The following is a 15,894-nucleotide window of genomic DNA, read 5'->3' as shown; positions in this document are numbered from 1 at the left end:
CCATCACTTTCTAACCAATTTAGCATGACCATGAGCAGTTACTTTATTGAGTACCGTATCTGCTTCTAATTTGTCACCTGTCACCGTTGCCTCTTGATTGGTAAAGGTAAACGGAGTGTCTGACGTTAACTTTTTCGTCTTATTATCAAAAGCAATTGCTTCTGTTGTCAATTCTACATCGGCTCCATTGGTGCCTTTTACACCACCAGCTAATTGAAATTTACTATGGTCACCAGTCATATAACCTCGCGGGGCCGTAACAACTAAAGTCTTATCCCCATCGTAAAAAGTGCCCTTCATATTCGTCAGATAAATTTCTTTAGTCTTTGGATTGACTTTAATCTGCTCCGCCGTCACTGACCAAGCTAGCTTACCGGCTTGCTCCTCCGTAATAGTGGACCCTTCAAAAGTCACCAAATTTCCCTTTGGCTGAGTAGGATCCGAGGCCGTATCGCCATCACTGATTAAGAAAATCCACACGAACAGACCGATGAGCAACGCCACAATGGCTATACCTAAGATTGTTTTCTTATTCTTTAGCATGTACTGCGTCCCTCACCTTCAATTTCTCATCAATATCTACAATTTCATGCAATTTCGTATTCCAGCGATGTTGGAACCAAAGCCATTCCGTTGGATGTTGGCGAATAAAATCTTCTGTTACCCGCACCGTGGCTTCTGTTAAACGGTAAATGTCTTCCGCTTCATGGCCCGTATCTTCATAATAAAGCGGCGGTAAAATTTCTACCACATGGCCAATACCGTCAGCCTTGCGATGGGTAAATACAGGCACTACTGGTGCTTTAAATTTCTGGGCAAACGTAGCTGGCCCTGTAACGGCCGAGGAATCCTGACCTAAGAACTCAACTGGTAAGCCTTGAATATAACCATCTTGATCCGCTAAGAAACCTAATAACTTCTTCTGTTTCATTGCTTTTACAGCCCGAATCATTTCAGACCCACCACGAGCAAATACTTCTAAGCCGACCATTTCACGGTATTCATTGAGCAAGCGTGTCACCTGTGCATTAGGTTGTTTTTTAACTATGGTTGTGGATGGATAGCCACAAGCCGCTAAGGCTGCCCCCATCCATTCCCAGTTGCCCACATGGGCTGTCAAAATAACGACCCCTCGTTGTTCAGCTAAGGCTTTATCTAAATATTCTAAGCCGTACATTTCAATATGCTCAGCAATAAATTCCTTGGTTAAATTCGGCATGTATAGAATTTCCAAAGCGGACCGTCCCAAATTCTTGAATAATTCTTCTAAAATTTGAGCAGCCTCAGCTTCCGACACATTCATGCCTTTCATTACATTATAAATACCTCGCTTCTTTTGTTTTTTCCCTACAAGCGAATATAAAGGTCCTAACGTCGCCCCTATACGAAGTATCGTGCGATACGACATCTTACAAGTTAAAGCACTTAAGCCTTTTAACAATTTATATTGCCACTCATTTGACATACCGTACGTACCTCCTTTCGCTACTGACCTTGACTATATACTTCATTACGATAATCATCAACTAATTGGTCCCAACGACCAACTTCCTTAAAAATATATTCGATAGCTTCACGAACAGCACCGTGACCGCCACCTTTTGTAGTAATAAATTTAGCCACTGCTTTAACTTCAGCTACCCCATTAGCCGGTGCCATAGGAAAGCCTACTACGGAAAGAGCCCCTAAATCATTAAGGTCATCCCCCATATACGCCATTTCATCCGTTGAAATGTCTAATTCCGCAGCTAATTCTTTAATAGCTTCTGTCTTATTATGACAGCCCATACGGACAAAATCAAATTTTAATTCCTTGGTGCGACGATCTACCATTTCAGAGTGACGGCCTGTAATAACGGCCAATTTCAAGCCCCCGAGACGCGCTAACGCTAGGCCTAAACCGTCTTGTGAGTTAAAACACTTGATTTCATCACCCTTGGCAGTATAAATAATACCGCCTTCCGTCATCACACCGTCTACATCTAGAATTAAACATTTTATGTTCATTATACAATACCTCGACGTAATAAGTCAGTAATATGGACAATACCTAAACAATGTTTGTTATCGTCCACTACTGGCAACACCGTAATTGGACGAGGTTGATTCTTTTCCATTAAATGTAAGGCTTCGGCAGCCAATTTATCTTTTGTAATGGTTCGTGGCATAGCCGTCATCATATCCTCTACTGGCCATTCTAAGAAATTACTGCCTGCATCTAAACCGCGACGAATATCACCATCCGTTACAAGCCCTAACAAGCGGCCATCTTCATCCACTACATTAGTAGCGCCTAAGCCTTTTTCCGTCATCACAAATAAAGCATCACGAACAGTCGCCCCTTTATAGACCACAGGATTATCTTCGCCACTGTGCATAATGTTTTCTACAGTAAGCAATAATTTACGCCCCAAGGAACCACCGGGATGGAAAATGGCAAAATTCTCAGGCGTAAATTTATGACGATCCAATAAACATACTGCTAAAGCATCACCCAAAGCTAACGCCACAGTCGTACTTGTAGTAGGTGCTAAGCCAAGCGGACACGCTTCTCGTTCCACTTCTACTAAGAGAACAATATCGGAATTCTTAGCTAAGGTAGAATTATGCTTCCCTACTACGCTAATAAGACGCGCCCCAATACGGCGTAAAGAAGGTAATAAACTGATAACTTCGCTCGTTTCACCACTATTAGAAAAAGCTAACACAATATCTTCCGATGTGACCATACCTAAATCACCATGCACCCCTTCACCAGGATGTAAAAATAAGGCAGGTGTGCCTGTTGAAGCTAGCGTAGCCGCTACTTTACGAGCAATATGACCTGATTTTCCCATGCCCGTACATACAACGCGACCGTTGGAATTCAAAATCATATTAACGGCCTCTGTAAAATTACTATCTAAGGTGGTAATTAGTTTTTCAATGGCCTGCGCTTCTTCGTGAAGCACCTGTGCTGCTTGTTCTAAAACGTTCATGGATGATCCATCCCCTCTATTCGTCAATTAACCTTTTACAATTTTATCAATGGCTACCAAATCGCGCAACAGCGCTTCTAAATCATCTAAACGTACCATATTCGGACCGTCAGATAAAGCTTCTTCTGGCTTGTCATGAACTTCCATAAATAAGCCATCCACGCCAGCCGCTACGGCTGCCCGTACCAAATTGGGTACAAATTCACGTTGTCCTGAAGAACTAGTACCAGCACCACCTGGTAATTGCACGCTATGGGTTGCATCAAAGATAACTGGGTAATCAAAACTACGCATAATAGGGAAAGAACGCATATCCACTACTAAGTTATTATACCCAAAGGTAGCGCCTCGTTCAGTAAGCATCAAATTGTGATTACCCGCTTCTTCCACCTTTTTCACCACATTGCTCATATCTTTTGGTGCTAAGAACTGCCCTTTTTTCACGTTAATACATTTGCCTGTTTTCGCTGCTCCATATACTAAATCCGTTTGGCGACATAAGAACGCAGGAATTTGTAAAATATCAAGCACTTCAGCAGCTGGTTCAATTTGCTCTACCGAATGAATATCACTTACGATAGGTACTTGTAACTCTTTTTTAATATGGCTTAAAATCTTAAGCCCTTCTTCCAGACCTGGCCCACGGAAAGACCCAAAGCTAGAGCGATTAGCCTTATCAAAAGAGGCTTTAAAAATATAAGGAATGCCCACACGGTCGCAAATTTCTTTAGTGCGACGACCAATATTTAAAGTCCGTTCAGGATCCTCAATTACACAAGGACCAGCTAATAAGAATAAGCCTTTACCACCACCAAGGGTTAAGTTGCCAACTTTTACTTCTTTCATGGATGTCTCCTTTTTAATCTCACTATCTATCAAATACTATGTAGTATAACCAGCCGATTACGACTGTTCTTTTGCTTTAAAGATTTCATTAACAGCCGCTAAATCTTCTGGTGTATCTACCCCCACGAAGCGTGCGTCTGTTTTAATTACTCGTATAGCTACACCATTTTCTAAGGCTCGCAATTGTTCTAAGGATTCCGTTAATTCTGCTGGTGTTGGTGCTAATCGAGCAAATTCTAATAAGAAATCACGCGTATACGCATAAATACCAATATGCTTCAACGGGGGATTGACAAAAGCATTTCGTGGATAAGGAATTAAAGAGCGCGAGAAATACATAGCATAGCCCTTTAAATTACATACCACTTTAACGGCTGACGGTTCTCCATATTCCGCTTCTTGCAAAGGAGCGCCTACCGTTGCCATTTGTAACTGACTATCATCCTTGAATAAAGCACTTAATTCGTCAATCAACGAGGCTTCGATTAAAGGTTCATCCCCTTGTACATTAATAATAACATCAATGTCAGGACGTAACTCAGCCACCTCTGCTAGACGATCCGTACCTGTCAGATGATCGGCTTTCGTCATAACTACAGTCCCACCAAAAGTATTGACAGCCTCTGCCACTCGTTGATCATCGGTAGCAACAATGACGTCATCCGGTACCGTAGCTTTTGAAACTTGTTCATACACTCGTTGAATCATAGGTTTGCCAGCAATATCAGCTAACGGTTTACCAGGCAAACGAGTAGACGCATATCGAGCAGGAATGACACAAGCTATTTTCATAGTGTAACCTTCTTTCCAACCTCACTAATATAAGTTTTAAACTGTTCTTCGCCCTCTGTAAAGGCAATGCCAATAGGAATTACGAATACAGGAATTTTCAAATCATGAACCGCTTGTAACTGACTTAATTTAACTGCATCTTTTTCGGTCGTTACAATAGCATTCGCCCCTTTAGCAAATGCTTCACTCCACATGCGCACCACATCATCAGTAGTATATTCATGATGATCGCCAAAATCTAAACTATGGCACACCGTATACCCTAAGGAAGTCACGGTATGGCGGAAGGAATCCGGTTGCCCAATACCACTAACAGTCAAAAAATTTGGTTCTTCAAGCCCCACTGGTGCCGTTTGTGGTGCTTCATTGCGTTCCCACGATGCCAACGTTTGAATCCCCAATGACTGATGAACGGTTGTCATAATAGGTGCCTGTGGCGCCCATTTCAAAAGTTGTTGTTTAATGCCAAATAAAATATCGCTTGGCACTTGATCTGTCTTAGTTAAAACAATCACATCAGCCCGTTGCAAGCCCGTTAAAGGTTCACGTAATAAGCCACGCGGTAATACATGACCATAGCCAAATGGGTTAGCTGCATCAATGAGAACAATGTCTAAATCGCGACCTAGCTGACGATGTTGAAAACCATCATCTAATACTAGTATATCACTCCCTAAAGTGGCTGTCGCTAATTGAGCGGATTTAACCCGTTTACGCCCAATAACAACGCTAGTATGGCCCAAACCTTTACCTAGGAGCCAAGCTTCATCACCACTTACTGCAGGGGTTACTTCCAACCGGCCACGCCGTGATACAACAATAGCCTCTTCATTATCTTTCGCACGATAGCCACGGCTCAAAATAGCTGGTGCATAATTAGCCAACTCTAAGTACTGACAAATATAACGAACCATCGGTGTTTTACCGGTGCCGCCAGCTGTAATATTGCCGACACTAATAACAGGCGCCGCAGCACGAATAACGCCATCAGCTCTATCAAACTTCTTGTTCCGTTGTTGTACCCCTTGTGCATAAGCAACACTTAGTACGCCTAAACCAGTCCGAGCCACACTAGCCAAAGGGCCTTTAGCCTTACCGCTTACTATATGCTTAAACAATCGTTCCCCATTCATGAGCTCTACCTCCTTTACCATAGACTAAATAATTACATCTATGGAATAATCTGGTGGGATTCAAATAACTTGCGCAATTCTTCCGTATTACGCTGCGTAGCACCACGATTTTCATGGACAATATCTAAACAATTTTGCCCCATCGTATCACGCAATTCCTTATCGCGACATAAAAGTAACATAGTATCTACTAACTCTTTAGTATCTTTTACCATCAAGCACGCATGGCGCGAACTTAATAAGGAATATATTTCTTTAAAGTTAAACATGTGAGGCCCTACTAAAATCGGTTTGCCATGAGCTGCCGGTTCTAATATATTATGGCCCCCAGTTTTAACTAAGGAACCACCCACAAAGATGATGTCGCCTAAACTATATAGTCGACCTAATTCACCAATTGTATCCAATACCACTACCGGTGTTTTCACATGCACTGGCCCTGTCATAGTACTACGACAAATAGCACGTAGACCATTTTTTTCAGCCAATGCTTTTACATCATTACCCCGCATAATTTCTCGCGGAGCAATCAATAAACGAGCTTCTGGATAGGCCTTTAAAATTTCATTAAACGCTGTCAACACCGCTTCTTCTTCACCACGGTGAGTACTGCCAGCTACAATAATAGGATGATTACGACCAAAACCAAATTCATCTTGTAATTGTCGCTTCTCTTCCTCAGTAACCTGCGCATAGGTCTGGTCATACTTAGTATTCCCTGTAACCGTAATGCGTTCTTTCGCAGCCCCTAAGACCTGAATATACTCAGCATCTAATTTAGACTGCATACAGAAATACTGAATAGAGGCTAACATTTCTTTAGTAAAAGACCGAATCATCATATAGCGTTTCATACTGCGATCGCTAATACGACCATTTACCATCATTACAGGAATTTTTTCTTTTTCTGCAATTCGTAAAAAGTTTGGCCAAATCTCTGTTTCAACTAGCAAAATAGTAATTGGCTTAATAATATCCAAAATTCGCTGTGTTAAAAATGGCAAATCCAGCGGGAAGAAAATAATGCCTTCCGCTTCGGGAATGATTCGATGCGCCATCGCATGGCCAGTGGCCGTAACGACAGACACTACCACTACCGCTTCAGGAAATTTCTTCTTAATATCCTTTACAATAGGACTAGTCGCTACAATTTCCCCTACAGAAGCAGCATGCACCCAAATCGCACGACGCCCTTCAATCTTCCGCATTAAGGAATCAGGCATAAGTCCCGCACTTTGACGGATACGCTCATAAAAGCCCTCTTCAAAGGCTAAGCGATAAAGGATGACTGGGATTAACCCAATCCAATATATAATTAGTAATATGTTGTATACCCAATACATCCCTATTGTCCTTTACTTGCAAATTGCACGGAATACAAGTGTTTATATAAACCATTCTGTGCTAATAATTCCTCATGCGTCCCGAGCTCTTCAATTTGACCTTGACGCAATACTACAATCTGATCAGCATTCTTAATCGTACTTAAGCGATGGGCAATCACAAACGCCGTACGCCCTTTCATAAGCCGTTCTAATGCTTCCTGTACTAACTTTTCACTTTCCGTATCTAATGCCGAGGTAGCTTCATCTAAAATCAATATTTTCGGATCTTTTAAAATAGCCCGCGCTATAGCAATCCGTTGCCGTTGTCCCCCGGATAAAGAACTACCACGCTCACCAACTAACGTGTCAAACCCATCAGGTAATTTTTCAATAAACTCTAACGCATTCGCTGCCTTAGCGGCTTCATATACTTCTTCTTCCGTACCATTTAAGCGACCATATAAAATATTGTCTCGAATAGTAGCATTAAATAACATCGTTTCTTGTGGTACCAAACCGACCTGTTCACGGAGGGACGTAAAGGTCACATCCCGTACATCAATACCATCAATGCGAATGGCCCCCGCCGATACATCATAGAAACGTGGCAACAAATTAGCAATCGTTGTTTTACCCGCTCCAGAAGGCCCTACAATGGCTATAATCCGACCTGCCGGTACATCTAAATTCATATCTTGCAATGCCATTTTTTCACCATCATAGGAGAAGGACACATGGTCAAATTCCACATGGCCACTCACCTCTGGCAACGCAGTAGCATTTGGTTTTTCTTTTACTTCTGGCTCTGTATCTAAAATATCGAACACCCGATCCCCAGCAGCCATCGCTTTTTGAATATTACCATACACCTGACTCAATCGTTTTACCGGATTGGATAAGTTAATAGCATAAATCAAAAAGGCAATCAAGGACCCCGCCGAAATGGCCCCCGTTACTACGGAGTAACCACCATACCAAAGAATAACTGTTACCGCAATCGCTGCTGAAAACTCAACTAATGGACTGAGTAAACTCGATAATTTCGTAGCACGCATAGCCGCTAAAAAGTTTCTTTGATTTTCTTTCTCAAAACGAACTACTTCGTGGTTTTCCCGAGCAAACGAGCGAACTACACGGATACCAGAAATCACTTCTTGCAATAAAGACGTAATATCCGCAATGCGCCCCTGTACATCGTGCCCTGCCGAACGCAGTCGTTTCCCAAAAATATTAATAATGCCCAGTACTACTGGCACAATAATCAAGGTAACTAAGGTCAATTTCCAATCAATTAAAATCATGGATACTAGCGACCCAATAAGCGTAACTCCTTCCGTAATAAAGGAAACTAAATTATCCACAATGGCGGTTTGTAAAGCCCCCACATCATTAGTAAGATTACTCATAACAACGCCTGTTTTACGGCGATCAAAATAGGCTTGATCCAAACGTTGTAAATGTTTAAATAAGGCTTCGCGAATATCGATAATAACGCGCTGCCCAATATACGACATAGTATAGGTCTGACCATACGTGGCAAAGCCACGAATTAAAAATACAGCTAAAATCGCCACCACTACAAGATTCAACATAGCTAAATCTTTCGCTTGTAGCACTTTATCTACTACATCCTTAATCAGCCAAGGCACTACCAAATAGGCAGCCGCCGCAATAATCATACAAATCAAACCAAAAATCAAACGGCCTATATAAGGTCTTACATAGACCAGTAATCGTTTATAACTTCCCATTCATTTCCTCCGCACCCCGGTTAGCTTGTGCTACCGTAGCAATCAACTTAGCTACACGTACTACTGCACCAGTTCCGCCAAGGGCATCACGTACAGAACGCAAATCTGTAATCATCGTATGGCGTCGTTTCGTATCCTCTAATAAAGAATTCAATTCCTTAGCAATATTGGCAGGCGTAACAGCACCTTGCAATAACTCGGGAATAACTTCACGGCCTGCCACAATATTAGGTAACCCAACATGAGTTAAATTTACTAGGACTTTACCTAAAGCATAGGTAATCGGCGACAGACGATACAATAAAATCGTAGGCAACTCCATGAGGGCTGTTTCTAAAGTGGCTGTCCCCGAAGCGGCTAAGCAAACGTCACAACATTGCATTAAATCGTAGGTCTGGTCCTCCGTAATCGTAACAGGCACCTTATATTTCTTAGTAATGCTTTCTAACTCTGTTTTGTCAATCGTATGCGCTCTAGGCAAATAAAATGCTAAATTAGGGTGTTTAGCCATAACTATTTCAGCCCCTGCTAGCATACGATCTAATAGACTTAATACTTCCTGCTTACGACTGCCTGGCATAAGCAAGACACGCTTAGTATTAGGCTCCATATGAAAGTATGCCAGTCCCTCTTCATAAGACATAGCTGGTTTCACAATATCTAATAGAGGATGACCTACAAATTCTACCTCTACCCCAAACTGGCGATACGCTTCCGCCTCAAAAGGGAAAATAGAGGCTACTTTGGTTACTGTCTTAGCAATATCCTTCCCTCGACTACGATGCCAAGCCCAAATGGTAGGGGCAATGTAATAAATAACAGGAATGCCTAAATCATGAGCTACTTTGGCTAGCTTCATATTAAAGCCAGGATAGTCAACACAAACGAGCACATCAGGCCGTTCACGGACCATCGTTTCTTTCAAAAATGTGCGCAATTTGAAAAAAGAAGGCAAGTGTTTTATCACTTCCACAATGCCAATATAGCCTAATTGCTTAATATCATACACGATTTGGACGCCTGCTTCAGCCATGCGCGAGCCGCCCATGCCAAACATGGTCACGTCCGGATATATGCTTTTTAACGCCTTCGCTACGCTAGCTGCATGGGTATCCCCTGATGCTTCGCCAGCAGAAAACATGACTTTCATCCAAACCTCCAGATTATTCTTCTTCAGGCCCTTCAACGGCACAAATAATTAATCCTTTTTCATTAGCTAATCGTAAAACGTCTGCTTGTTCGACAAAAATGGTCCGCTCTGCTTCCATAGCTAATACTTTACAATTCCCTTCCAACATGGAATGAATTGTTTGCAAGCCCACCGCAGGTACATCAAAACGTACATCTTGACGCGGTTTGGCCGTTTTAACTACTACCGCTTCACCCCGTCCTAACGCACCGCCCCGCTTAATACAAGCATCGGTACCTTCAATGGCTTCAATGGCCATAACGGCTAAGTCTTTAACCACTACGGTCTGACCTATATCAAGGCCACCCATTTGCTTCGCCACGTCAAAGCCAAATAAGATATCAGCCATCTGTTCTTTAGACGGCTTTGCTTTAGTCAACACGCCAGCTTTAGGCATTAGTGGTTTCATATATAACGTTTGATCCACTACGTGTATGCCCTCTTTAGCCAATTCCTCAACTATAGCGATCATAATAGTATCGTCCTTGCGATTGCGTAACTTCGTCAATAAACGAATTGTCCGCAAATCAGGCATAACCAAACCTTTAAATAAAATTTCTTTCGTAACTTTGCCAAGCATAGTTACTTCTGTAATCCCTTCCTTATGAAGAGTTTTAAATATTTTATCGATTTTAGCGACATTAATTTCATAAAAAGCATTTGCTTCCGTTGCCAAAGCAGGCTCCGTGTTAGGAATTACAGCAATGACAACGACTTCATAGCCTTCTAATTGTGCTGCTCGTAAAAATTCCAACGGCAATTTACCTACGCCAGCTAATAATCCGACTTTTGCCATCATTTCCTCCTAGTGTTTTAGGTTCTACTTTTAGACACACTACACTATATTATATCAAATTTCGCCCTTTTTTTGAATAAAAAGAGCCTTCCCTTTCAGGGTCAAACTACTTTTGACCCGTTAAGGCAAGACTCTTACATTTTAATCACGGCGAGTTCGCATAATACCGCGGTCTGCATTGCGCAAGAAACGCAATAAGTTTTCAATTTCTACGGAGGAATTCAATTGTAATTCCATTTCTTCAATAGCTCGCGATAAGCTATAGCCAGACCGATAAATAATACGAAACGCTTGTTTTAAATCATGGCGTACGTCTTCAGAAATACCAGCACGAGATAAACCTACTGAATTTAGGCCAATAACACGAGCAGGTTGGCCATCAGCAATTACGTATGGTGGAATATCTTGTACAACCTTAGCCATACCACCTACCATGGCATTGCGACCGATTTTAACAAATTGGTGTACCCCTGCAATACCACCAATAACAACGCGATCTTCTACCACTACATGGCCTGCTAAACCAGCGCAATTACTCATGATTACATTATTGCCTACAATACAATTATGAGCAATGTGTGTACATGCTTGGAACAGGCAATTATTGCCAATTCGAGTTTCTTCGCCTTCGCCAGTGGCCCGACTAATGGTAACGCACTCGCGAATTACTGTTTCATCACCAATATTACAAAAACTTTTTTCCCCTTTGAACTTCAAGTCCTGAGGTTCAAGACCTACCGCTGCACCTGGGTAAATTTCACAACGTTGTCCAATGGTAGTCCATCCACCAACTACTACATTAGCACCAATTTGAGTACCGTCACCAATGGTTACGTTTTCCCCAATTACGGCACCTGGACCAATAACAACCCCTTCACCAATTTTGGCATCTGGATGTACAACTGCTGTGCTATGTATATTGGAGGTAGCATTTTCCATGCCTACTACTATCATCTATGTCACTCCTTGCTCTGTTGAGATTGCGACTTTTGCTTCACATACTTGCTTTATTAATATTATAATCGTTGCAAAACAAAATTATTGAACTGCTATTTTGCAGACTTTTTATCCTTAAACAGAGAATTTTATAAAATAACATGGAGAAAATATACGCTTAACACACTTTCTCTTACTATTTCAACACTTTTCTCTTAAACAAGAGCAAACATGTATTCTCCAGTAACAGCTAATTTATCACCTACATAAGCTTTACCTTCTACTTTGCCCATTTTGCCTTTAATTTTTACTACTTCTACTTCCATACGTACTTGATTACCAGGTTTTACTGGATGACGGAAACGAACTTTATCAATCCCTGTAAACATGGGTGTTAAACCACGATTTTCTTCTGGATACAGTAAAGCAATGCCCCCTACTTGCGCCATAGCTTCAGTCAATAATACCCCTGGCATTACTGGATTACCTGGGAAATGGCCTTGGAAGAATAATTCGTTCATAGTGGCATTTTTAATACCTACAGCACGTTTCATTGGTTCCAATTCAATAATACGATCTACCAACAAAAATGGATAGCGATGTGGTAAAATCTCCATAATTTCTTCAATATTAAGAATCATGTTAATCCTCCTTCATTTCTTGCAAAATTTCACGGGCTAAGCGCGAATTTAATTCATGACTCGATTTTAACGCAATAATATGCCCTGTAATAGGACCGAGGAGAAACAAGTCCCCTAGAATATCGAGAATTTTATGACGCACTAATTCATCATCATACCGTGGTACTGATAAACAGCTGGTATCGTCATAAACTAGTACATTATCAGTATTACCACCCTTAGCCAATCCCATGGCCTGTAATTGTTCTAATTCTTTCATAAAACCAATGGTACGGGCTGGTGAAATTTCCTTTTCAAAAACAGCTTCTGAATCAAGGTGAATATCCACCTGCTGAGTGCCTAATAAGGGATGATCATTAATAGATGTAAATGTAACACGCAACCCATCATAAGGGACAATCAAAATATATCGGTCCCCATCATAAATAGCATGGGACTGTTTTACCGCATACACAGCTCGTTCTGCCTCTAATTCTCGAATACCCGCCGTCTTCATTAAATCCACGAATACAGCAGCACTCCCATCACCAACTGGCGGTTCAGGTGAATTAAGTTCTACATAACAATTGTCTATGCCTAAGCCATAAAAGGCAGCTAATAAATGTTCTACAGTAAATACTTTAGCCTCCCCTGCTTCCAATGTGGTAGCACGATTCGTATTCGTCACATTAGCAGGACTCGCTTTTACTGAAGGATGTCCTGGTAGGTCGGTACGCACAAAAATAATGCCTGTATCAGCTTCGGCAGGGCGTAATGTCATAGTTACAGGTAAACCACTATGCAAACCTGTCCCTTCATAAGCAATATCTTTAACCAGCGTCTTTTGCTTTAATACCATGAGACTCCTCCTTTCCTCTATTAACGATCCAAATTTTGTCATATTCACCCAGGCTTTGTTAACTACAAATGCACCTGTATATAGGCTTTCCTATATACAAGCCCATATATATCCCTGTTTAAATGACACTGTTATTCATTATATACCATTCCACAAAGACAAGGCAAGCCATTGCCTAGTCTTTCATTGGATCTGGTGGTACTTCAATCTTGCCACTATAATAACGCCGCGTCCATTTCCAACGATTATGGAGCCAGAACCAATCTTCTGGATAGCGACGAATATAGTCTTCAATCCATTCATTAAGTTGCGTTAAGGTAACCGCTGTATCGCGTTTCTTATCCTCTGTATGTTCAGCATAAAATGGTTTATGAACGGTAACAATATATTTATCTTTGTATTCATCAAAACGAATCGTTACAGGAATGATTGGCACATCGCGCATACGTCCCATAACGGCTGGACCTACTGGCGTCAAGGTTTCATAGCCAAAAAATGGCACTAACTGCCCTTTATCACCAGGGTCTTGGTCCATGATTAAGCCAATCATAGCGCCACCATGAAGTTCTTTAATCATTTCACGCACGCCTGTTTTATAGGTCACATGTTGATGCATGATAGCCCGATATTCATTAATAAATTTATCTGCGTCACCATTTTGTTTCATAGCTACGGAAATAAGAGGATATCCTTCTGAAGCCAAAATACCGCCTAATAATTCCCAGTTACTACTGTGAATAGCCATTAAAACGGCGCCCTTGCCACCTTCTTGGGCATCATCCAAATATTCGCGGTCAACCCATTCAAACATCTCTTTATATTTGCCATCTTTAATTTCTGGATAGCGCAATACGTCGATAATCATATGCCCAAATCGAGTGGTACTTTTCTTTGCAATCCGTCTAGCTTCCGCTGGATCATCTGTTATATGACAAAACAAAATCTGTCCAATGGCCAATTTACGGCGCTTTGGTGGCAAGCAAAGCCAGCACAATTCCCCTAGCAAATGTCCGATGGCATATTGCAAACTATGAGGTAACGCGCAAATTAAGGCGCTAAACAGTTTCATAAATCTATACATAGACGCTCCCTACTTAGCTGCTAGTTGCTCTTTTAAAGCAGCTAACTCTTTCTCTAATCGCTTAACCGTCTTCGCCATTTCAGGCAATCGATTTTCATAAGCTGATAATTTAAGCCATTCTTTATGTGGTCGTTGAGGGAAACCTGCATAGGTACCATTGGATGGTACATTGCCAATAATCCCCGTTTTACCTGCAAAGGTAACATTATCACCAATCGTAATATGACCAGTACAGCCTGTTTGACCAGCGAAAATAACATGATTCCCACATTTAGTACTGCCTGCTATCCCTACTTGGGCAATGAGGAAACAATCTTCCCCAATTTCTACATTATGACCTAAATGTACCAAGTTATCAATCTTAGTACCACGGCGCACTAAAGTAGAACCCATGGTCGCATTGTCTACACAAGAGCAAGAACCGATTTCTACATCATCTTCTAAAATAACATTGCCCACCTGTGGAATATGGGTATGTACACCATTTTCAGTAGCAAAGCCAAATCCTTCGCCACCAATAACCGCTTTAGCTCGTAATACGACGCGTTTTCCTAAAATACAATTTTCATGAACAATGGCACCACTATAAATTACCGTATCTTCACCAATTTTTACATTATGGCCAATATATACATATGGGTGTAGTACTACATTATCACCGATTACTGCATTATCGTAAATAACACAGTAAGGGCCTACCGTTACATTGTTACCTAAGGTTACATTTTTACCAATAATGGCTGTTTCATGTACACCTGTAGGAAAAACTACTGGCGGATGGAATTGTTGCAAAATTTGGGCAAAGGCTACTTTCGCATTGGGTACCACAATTTGAGGAATGCTTACATCTGCTAATGGTGCCTCTACAATGACTGCGCCTGCTTTACTTTGTCCCACATATTCACAATATTCGCCCACTGCAAAGGAAATTGCCTGTGGAGCTGCTTGATCAAGACTCCGTGTTTCAGCAATCTCAACCGATCCATCACCTACTACTTTACCCTGTACACTGTTAGCCAGTTCCTCAACTGTATACGTCACTTTGAAAGTCTCCTCTCAATCCATGAAATTAAGCTTATTTATTCTCAGTTTGTTGTTCGCCTGTAGCATTAGCATTAGCATTGGCATCACCACTAGTAGCAGATCCTTGCTCTTTGTTTTCAGCTTTACCCATCTTAGTCAATACGTCTTCCGTTAAATCAACACCGCCACTGATAAGAGCGTTCTTTTCAACAACAGCAGTAATGTTTTTTTCTTTAGCAATCGCTTGCACATTAGTATCAACAGAGTTACGGAAATCATTAATCATAGCTTGTTGATACACTTGCATTTCCTGTTCAGCTTTTTGTTTGCTCTGCATCATCGCATTAGCATCTTGACCAGCACTTTGTTCTTGTGCTAAACGGGCATTAATTTCATTATATTTAGCTTCTAATTTAGAACGTGTATCCTGTCCTTTTTGACTATCGGTCATGATTTTTTGCATATCTACATAGCCCACTTGTTCAGAACTACCACAGCCAGCAATTAAACCTACAGATACCATCATAGTTAAACCAGCTAATACACGTTTTACATTCTTATTCAT

At 41.3% G+C, this 15,894-nt stretch carries 17 protein-coding genes; all 17 read right to left on the bottom strand.

Features of this window, described 5'->3' with window-relative positions; translation table 11 throughout:
* Positions 1 to 3 precede the first annotated feature (3 nt).
* Positions 4 to 543: an LPS export ABC transporter periplasmic protein LptC gene (gene lptC, locus VER_RS00450; protein ID WP_162098930.1), complete on the bottom strand. Its 540-nt coding sequence runs from the start codon at positions 541 to 543 to the stop codon at positions 4 to 6.
* Positions 530 to 1,465 carry a lysophospholipid acyltransferase family protein gene (locus VER_RS00445; RefSeq protein ID WP_162098929.1) on the bottom strand — a complete coding sequence of 312 codons (936 nt, stop codon included), beginning with the start codon at positions 1,463 to 1,465 and terminating at the stop codon, positions 530 to 532. The genes lptC and VER_RS00445 overlap by 14 nt, the downstream gene beginning before the upstream one ends.
* 20 nt (positions 1,466 to 1,485) lie before the next feature.
* Positions 1,486 to 2,007 carry an HAD family hydrolase gene (locus VER_RS00440; RefSeq protein WP_162098928.1) on the bottom strand — a complete coding sequence of 174 codons (522 nt, stop codon included), beginning with the start codon at positions 2,005 to 2,007 and terminating at the stop codon, positions 1,486 to 1,488.
* On the bottom strand, positions 2,007 to 2,978 hold the full coding sequence (locus tag VER_RS00435; protein ID WP_162098927.1) for an SIS domain-containing protein: 972 nt from the start codon (positions 2,976 to 2,978) through the stop codon (positions 2,007 to 2,009). The genes VER_RS00440 and VER_RS00435 overlap by 1 nt, the downstream gene beginning before the upstream one ends.
* A 27-nt stretch (positions 2,979 to 3,005) precedes the next feature.
* On the bottom strand, positions 3,006 to 3,824 hold the full coding sequence (gene kdsA, locus VER_RS00430; RefSeq protein WP_162098926.1) for a 3-deoxy-8-phosphooctulonate synthase: 819 nt from the start codon (positions 3,822 to 3,824) through the stop codon (positions 3,006 to 3,008).
* 57 nt (positions 3,825 to 3,881) lie between these two features.
* Positions 3,882 to 4,616: a 3-deoxy-manno-octulosonate cytidylyltransferase gene (kdsB, locus tag VER_RS00425; RefSeq protein WP_162098925.1), complete on the bottom strand. Its 735-nt coding sequence runs from the start codon at positions 4,614 to 4,616 to the stop codon at positions 3,882 to 3,884.
* Positions 4,613 to 5,749, bottom strand: coding sequence for a tetraacyldisaccharide 4'-kinase (lpxK, locus tag VER_RS00420; protein WP_162098924.1), 1,137 nt, complete (start codon positions 5,747 to 5,749; stop codon positions 4,613 to 4,615). The genes kdsB and lpxK overlap by 4 nt, the downstream gene beginning before the upstream one ends.
* A gap of 38 nt (positions 5,750 to 5,787) precedes the next feature.
* Entirely contained in the window at positions 5,788 to 7,092 is a 1,305-nt protein-coding gene (locus tag VER_RS00415) for a 3-deoxy-D-manno-octulosonic acid transferase (protein ID WP_162098923.1), read from the bottom strand.
* A 2-nt stretch (positions 7,093 to 7,094) separates the two neighbouring features.
* A complete protein-coding gene (gene msbA / locus VER_RS00410) occupies positions 7,095 to 8,825 on the bottom strand; it encodes a lipid A export permease/ATP-binding protein MsbA (RefSeq protein WP_162098922.1) in 1,731 nt (576 codons plus the stop codon).
* Positions 8,812 to 9,975 (bottom strand): lipid-A-disaccharide synthase, encoded by a 1,164-nt coding sequence (gene lpxB / locus VER_RS00405; RefSeq protein ID WP_162098921.1) that lies wholly within the window; start codon positions 9,973 to 9,975, stop codon positions 8,812 to 8,814. The genes msbA and lpxB overlap by 14 nt, the downstream gene beginning before the upstream one ends.
* A gap of 13 nt (positions 9,976 to 9,988) precedes the next feature.
* Positions 9,989 to 10,810, bottom strand: coding sequence for an LpxI family protein (locus tag VER_RS00400; RefSeq protein WP_162098920.1), 822 nt, complete (start codon positions 10,808 to 10,810; stop codon positions 9,989 to 9,991).
* A 141-nt stretch (positions 10,811 to 10,951) separates the two neighbouring features.
* Positions 10,952 to 11,764: an acyl-ACP--UDP-N-acetylglucosamine O-acyltransferase gene (gene lpxA / locus VER_RS00395; RefSeq protein WP_162098919.1), complete on the bottom strand. Its 813-nt coding sequence runs from the start codon at positions 11,762 to 11,764 to the stop codon at positions 10,952 to 10,954.
* Positions 11,765 to 11,961: 197 nt separating this feature from the next.
* Entirely contained in the window at positions 11,962 to 12,387 is a 426-nt protein-coding gene (gene fabZ / locus VER_RS00390; protein ID WP_162098918.1) for a 3-hydroxyacyl-ACP dehydratase FabZ, read from the bottom strand.
* 1 nt (position 12,388) lies between these two features.
* Positions 12,389 to 13,225 carry a UDP-3-O-acyl-N-acetylglucosamine deacetylase gene (gene lpxC, locus VER_RS00385; protein WP_162098917.1) on the bottom strand — a complete coding sequence of 279 codons (837 nt, stop codon included), beginning with the start codon at positions 13,223 to 13,225 and terminating at the stop codon, positions 12,389 to 12,391.
* 175 nt (positions 13,226 to 13,400) lie between these two features.
* Complete coding sequence (locus VER_RS00380; RefSeq protein ID WP_162098916.1) at positions 13,401 to 14,306, bottom strand: lysophospholipid acyltransferase family protein; 906 nt, start codon at positions 14,304 to 14,306, stop codon at positions 13,401 to 13,403.
* Between the two features lie 9 nt (positions 14,307 to 14,315).
* The gene (lpxD, locus tag VER_RS00375; protein WP_162098915.1) at positions 14,316 to 15,347 is read right to left on the bottom strand and encodes a UDP-3-O-(3-hydroxymyristoyl)glucosamine N-acyltransferase; all 1,032 of its coding nucleotides are present in this window, start codon (positions 15,345 to 15,347) and stop codon (positions 14,316 to 14,318) included.
* 34 nt (positions 15,348 to 15,381) lie between these two features.
* Positions 15,382 to 15,894 carry an OmpH family outer membrane protein gene (locus tag VER_RS00370; RefSeq protein ID WP_162098914.1) on the bottom strand — a complete coding sequence of 171 codons (513 nt, stop codon included), beginning with the start codon at positions 15,892 to 15,894 and terminating at the stop codon, positions 15,382 to 15,384.

This window comes from Veillonella sp. R32 (assembly GCF_010093125.1).
In the GTDB taxonomy this organism is placed as follows: Bacteria; Bacillota; Negativicutes; order Veillonellales; family Veillonellaceae; genus Veillonella_A.
This window is presented reverse-complemented; position numbering and strand designations above follow the sequence as displayed.

Bases quoted from the DNA above. Each gene is read 5' to 3' on its own strand.
- VER_RS00435 (WP_162098927.1), bottom strand. From the start codon at position 2,978: ATGAACGTTTTAGAACAAGCAGCACAGGTGCTTCACGAAGAAGCGCAG.
- lpxK (WP_162098924.1), bottom strand. From the start codon at position 5,749: ATGAATGGGGAACGATTGTTTAAGCATATAGTAAGCGGTAAGGCTAAA.
- lpxA (WP_162098919.1), bottom strand. From the start codon at position 11,764: ATGATAGTAGTAGGCATGGAAAATGCTACCTCCAATATACATAGCACA.
- lpxB (WP_162098921.1), bottom strand. From the start codon at position 9,975: ATGAAAGTCATGTTTTCTGCTGGCGAAGCATCAGGGGATACCCATGCA.
- fabZ (WP_162098918.1), bottom strand. From the start codon at position 12,387: ATGATTCTTAATATTGAAGAAATTATGGAGATTTTACCACATCGCTAT.
- kdsB (WP_162098925.1), bottom strand. From the start codon at position 4,616: ATGAAAATAGCTTGTGTCATTCCTGCTCGATATGCGTCTACTCGTTTG.
- VER_RS00370 (WP_162098914.1), bottom strand. From the start codon at position 15,894: ATGAATAAGAATGTAAAACGTGTATTAGCTGGTTTAACTATGATGGTA.
- VER_RS00415 (WP_162098923.1), bottom strand. From the start codon at position 7,092: ATGTATTGGGTATACAACATATTACTAATTATATATTGGATTGGGTTA.
- lpxC (WP_162098917.1), bottom strand. From the start codon at position 13,225: ATGGTATTAAAGCAAAAGACGCTGGTTAAAGATATTGCTTATGAAGGG.
- VER_RS00440 (WP_162098928.1), bottom strand. From the start codon at position 2,007: ATGAACATAAAATGTTTAATTCTAGATGTAGACGGTGTGATGACGGAA.
- kdsA (WP_162098926.1), bottom strand. From the start codon at position 3,824: ATGAAAGAAGTAAAAGTTGGCAACTTAACCCTTGGTGGTGGTAAAGGC.
- VER_RS00400 (WP_162098920.1), bottom strand. From the start codon at position 10,810: ATGGCAAAAGTCGGATTATTAGCTGGCGTAGGTAAATTGCCGTTGGAA.
- VER_RS00445 (WP_162098929.1), bottom strand. From the start codon at position 1,465: ATGTCAAATGAGTGGCAATATAAATTGTTAAAAGGCTTAAGTGCTTTA.
- VER_RS00380 (WP_162098916.1), bottom strand. From the start codon at position 14,306: ATGTATAGATTTATGAAACTGTTTAGCGCCTTAATTTGCGCGTTACCT.
- msbA (WP_162098922.1), bottom strand. From the start codon at position 8,825: ATGGGAAGTTATAAACGATTACTGGTCTATGTAAGACCTTATATAGGC.
- lptC (WP_162098930.1), bottom strand. From the start codon at position 543: ATGCTAAAGAATAAGAAAACAATCTTAGGTATAGCCATTGTGGCGTTG.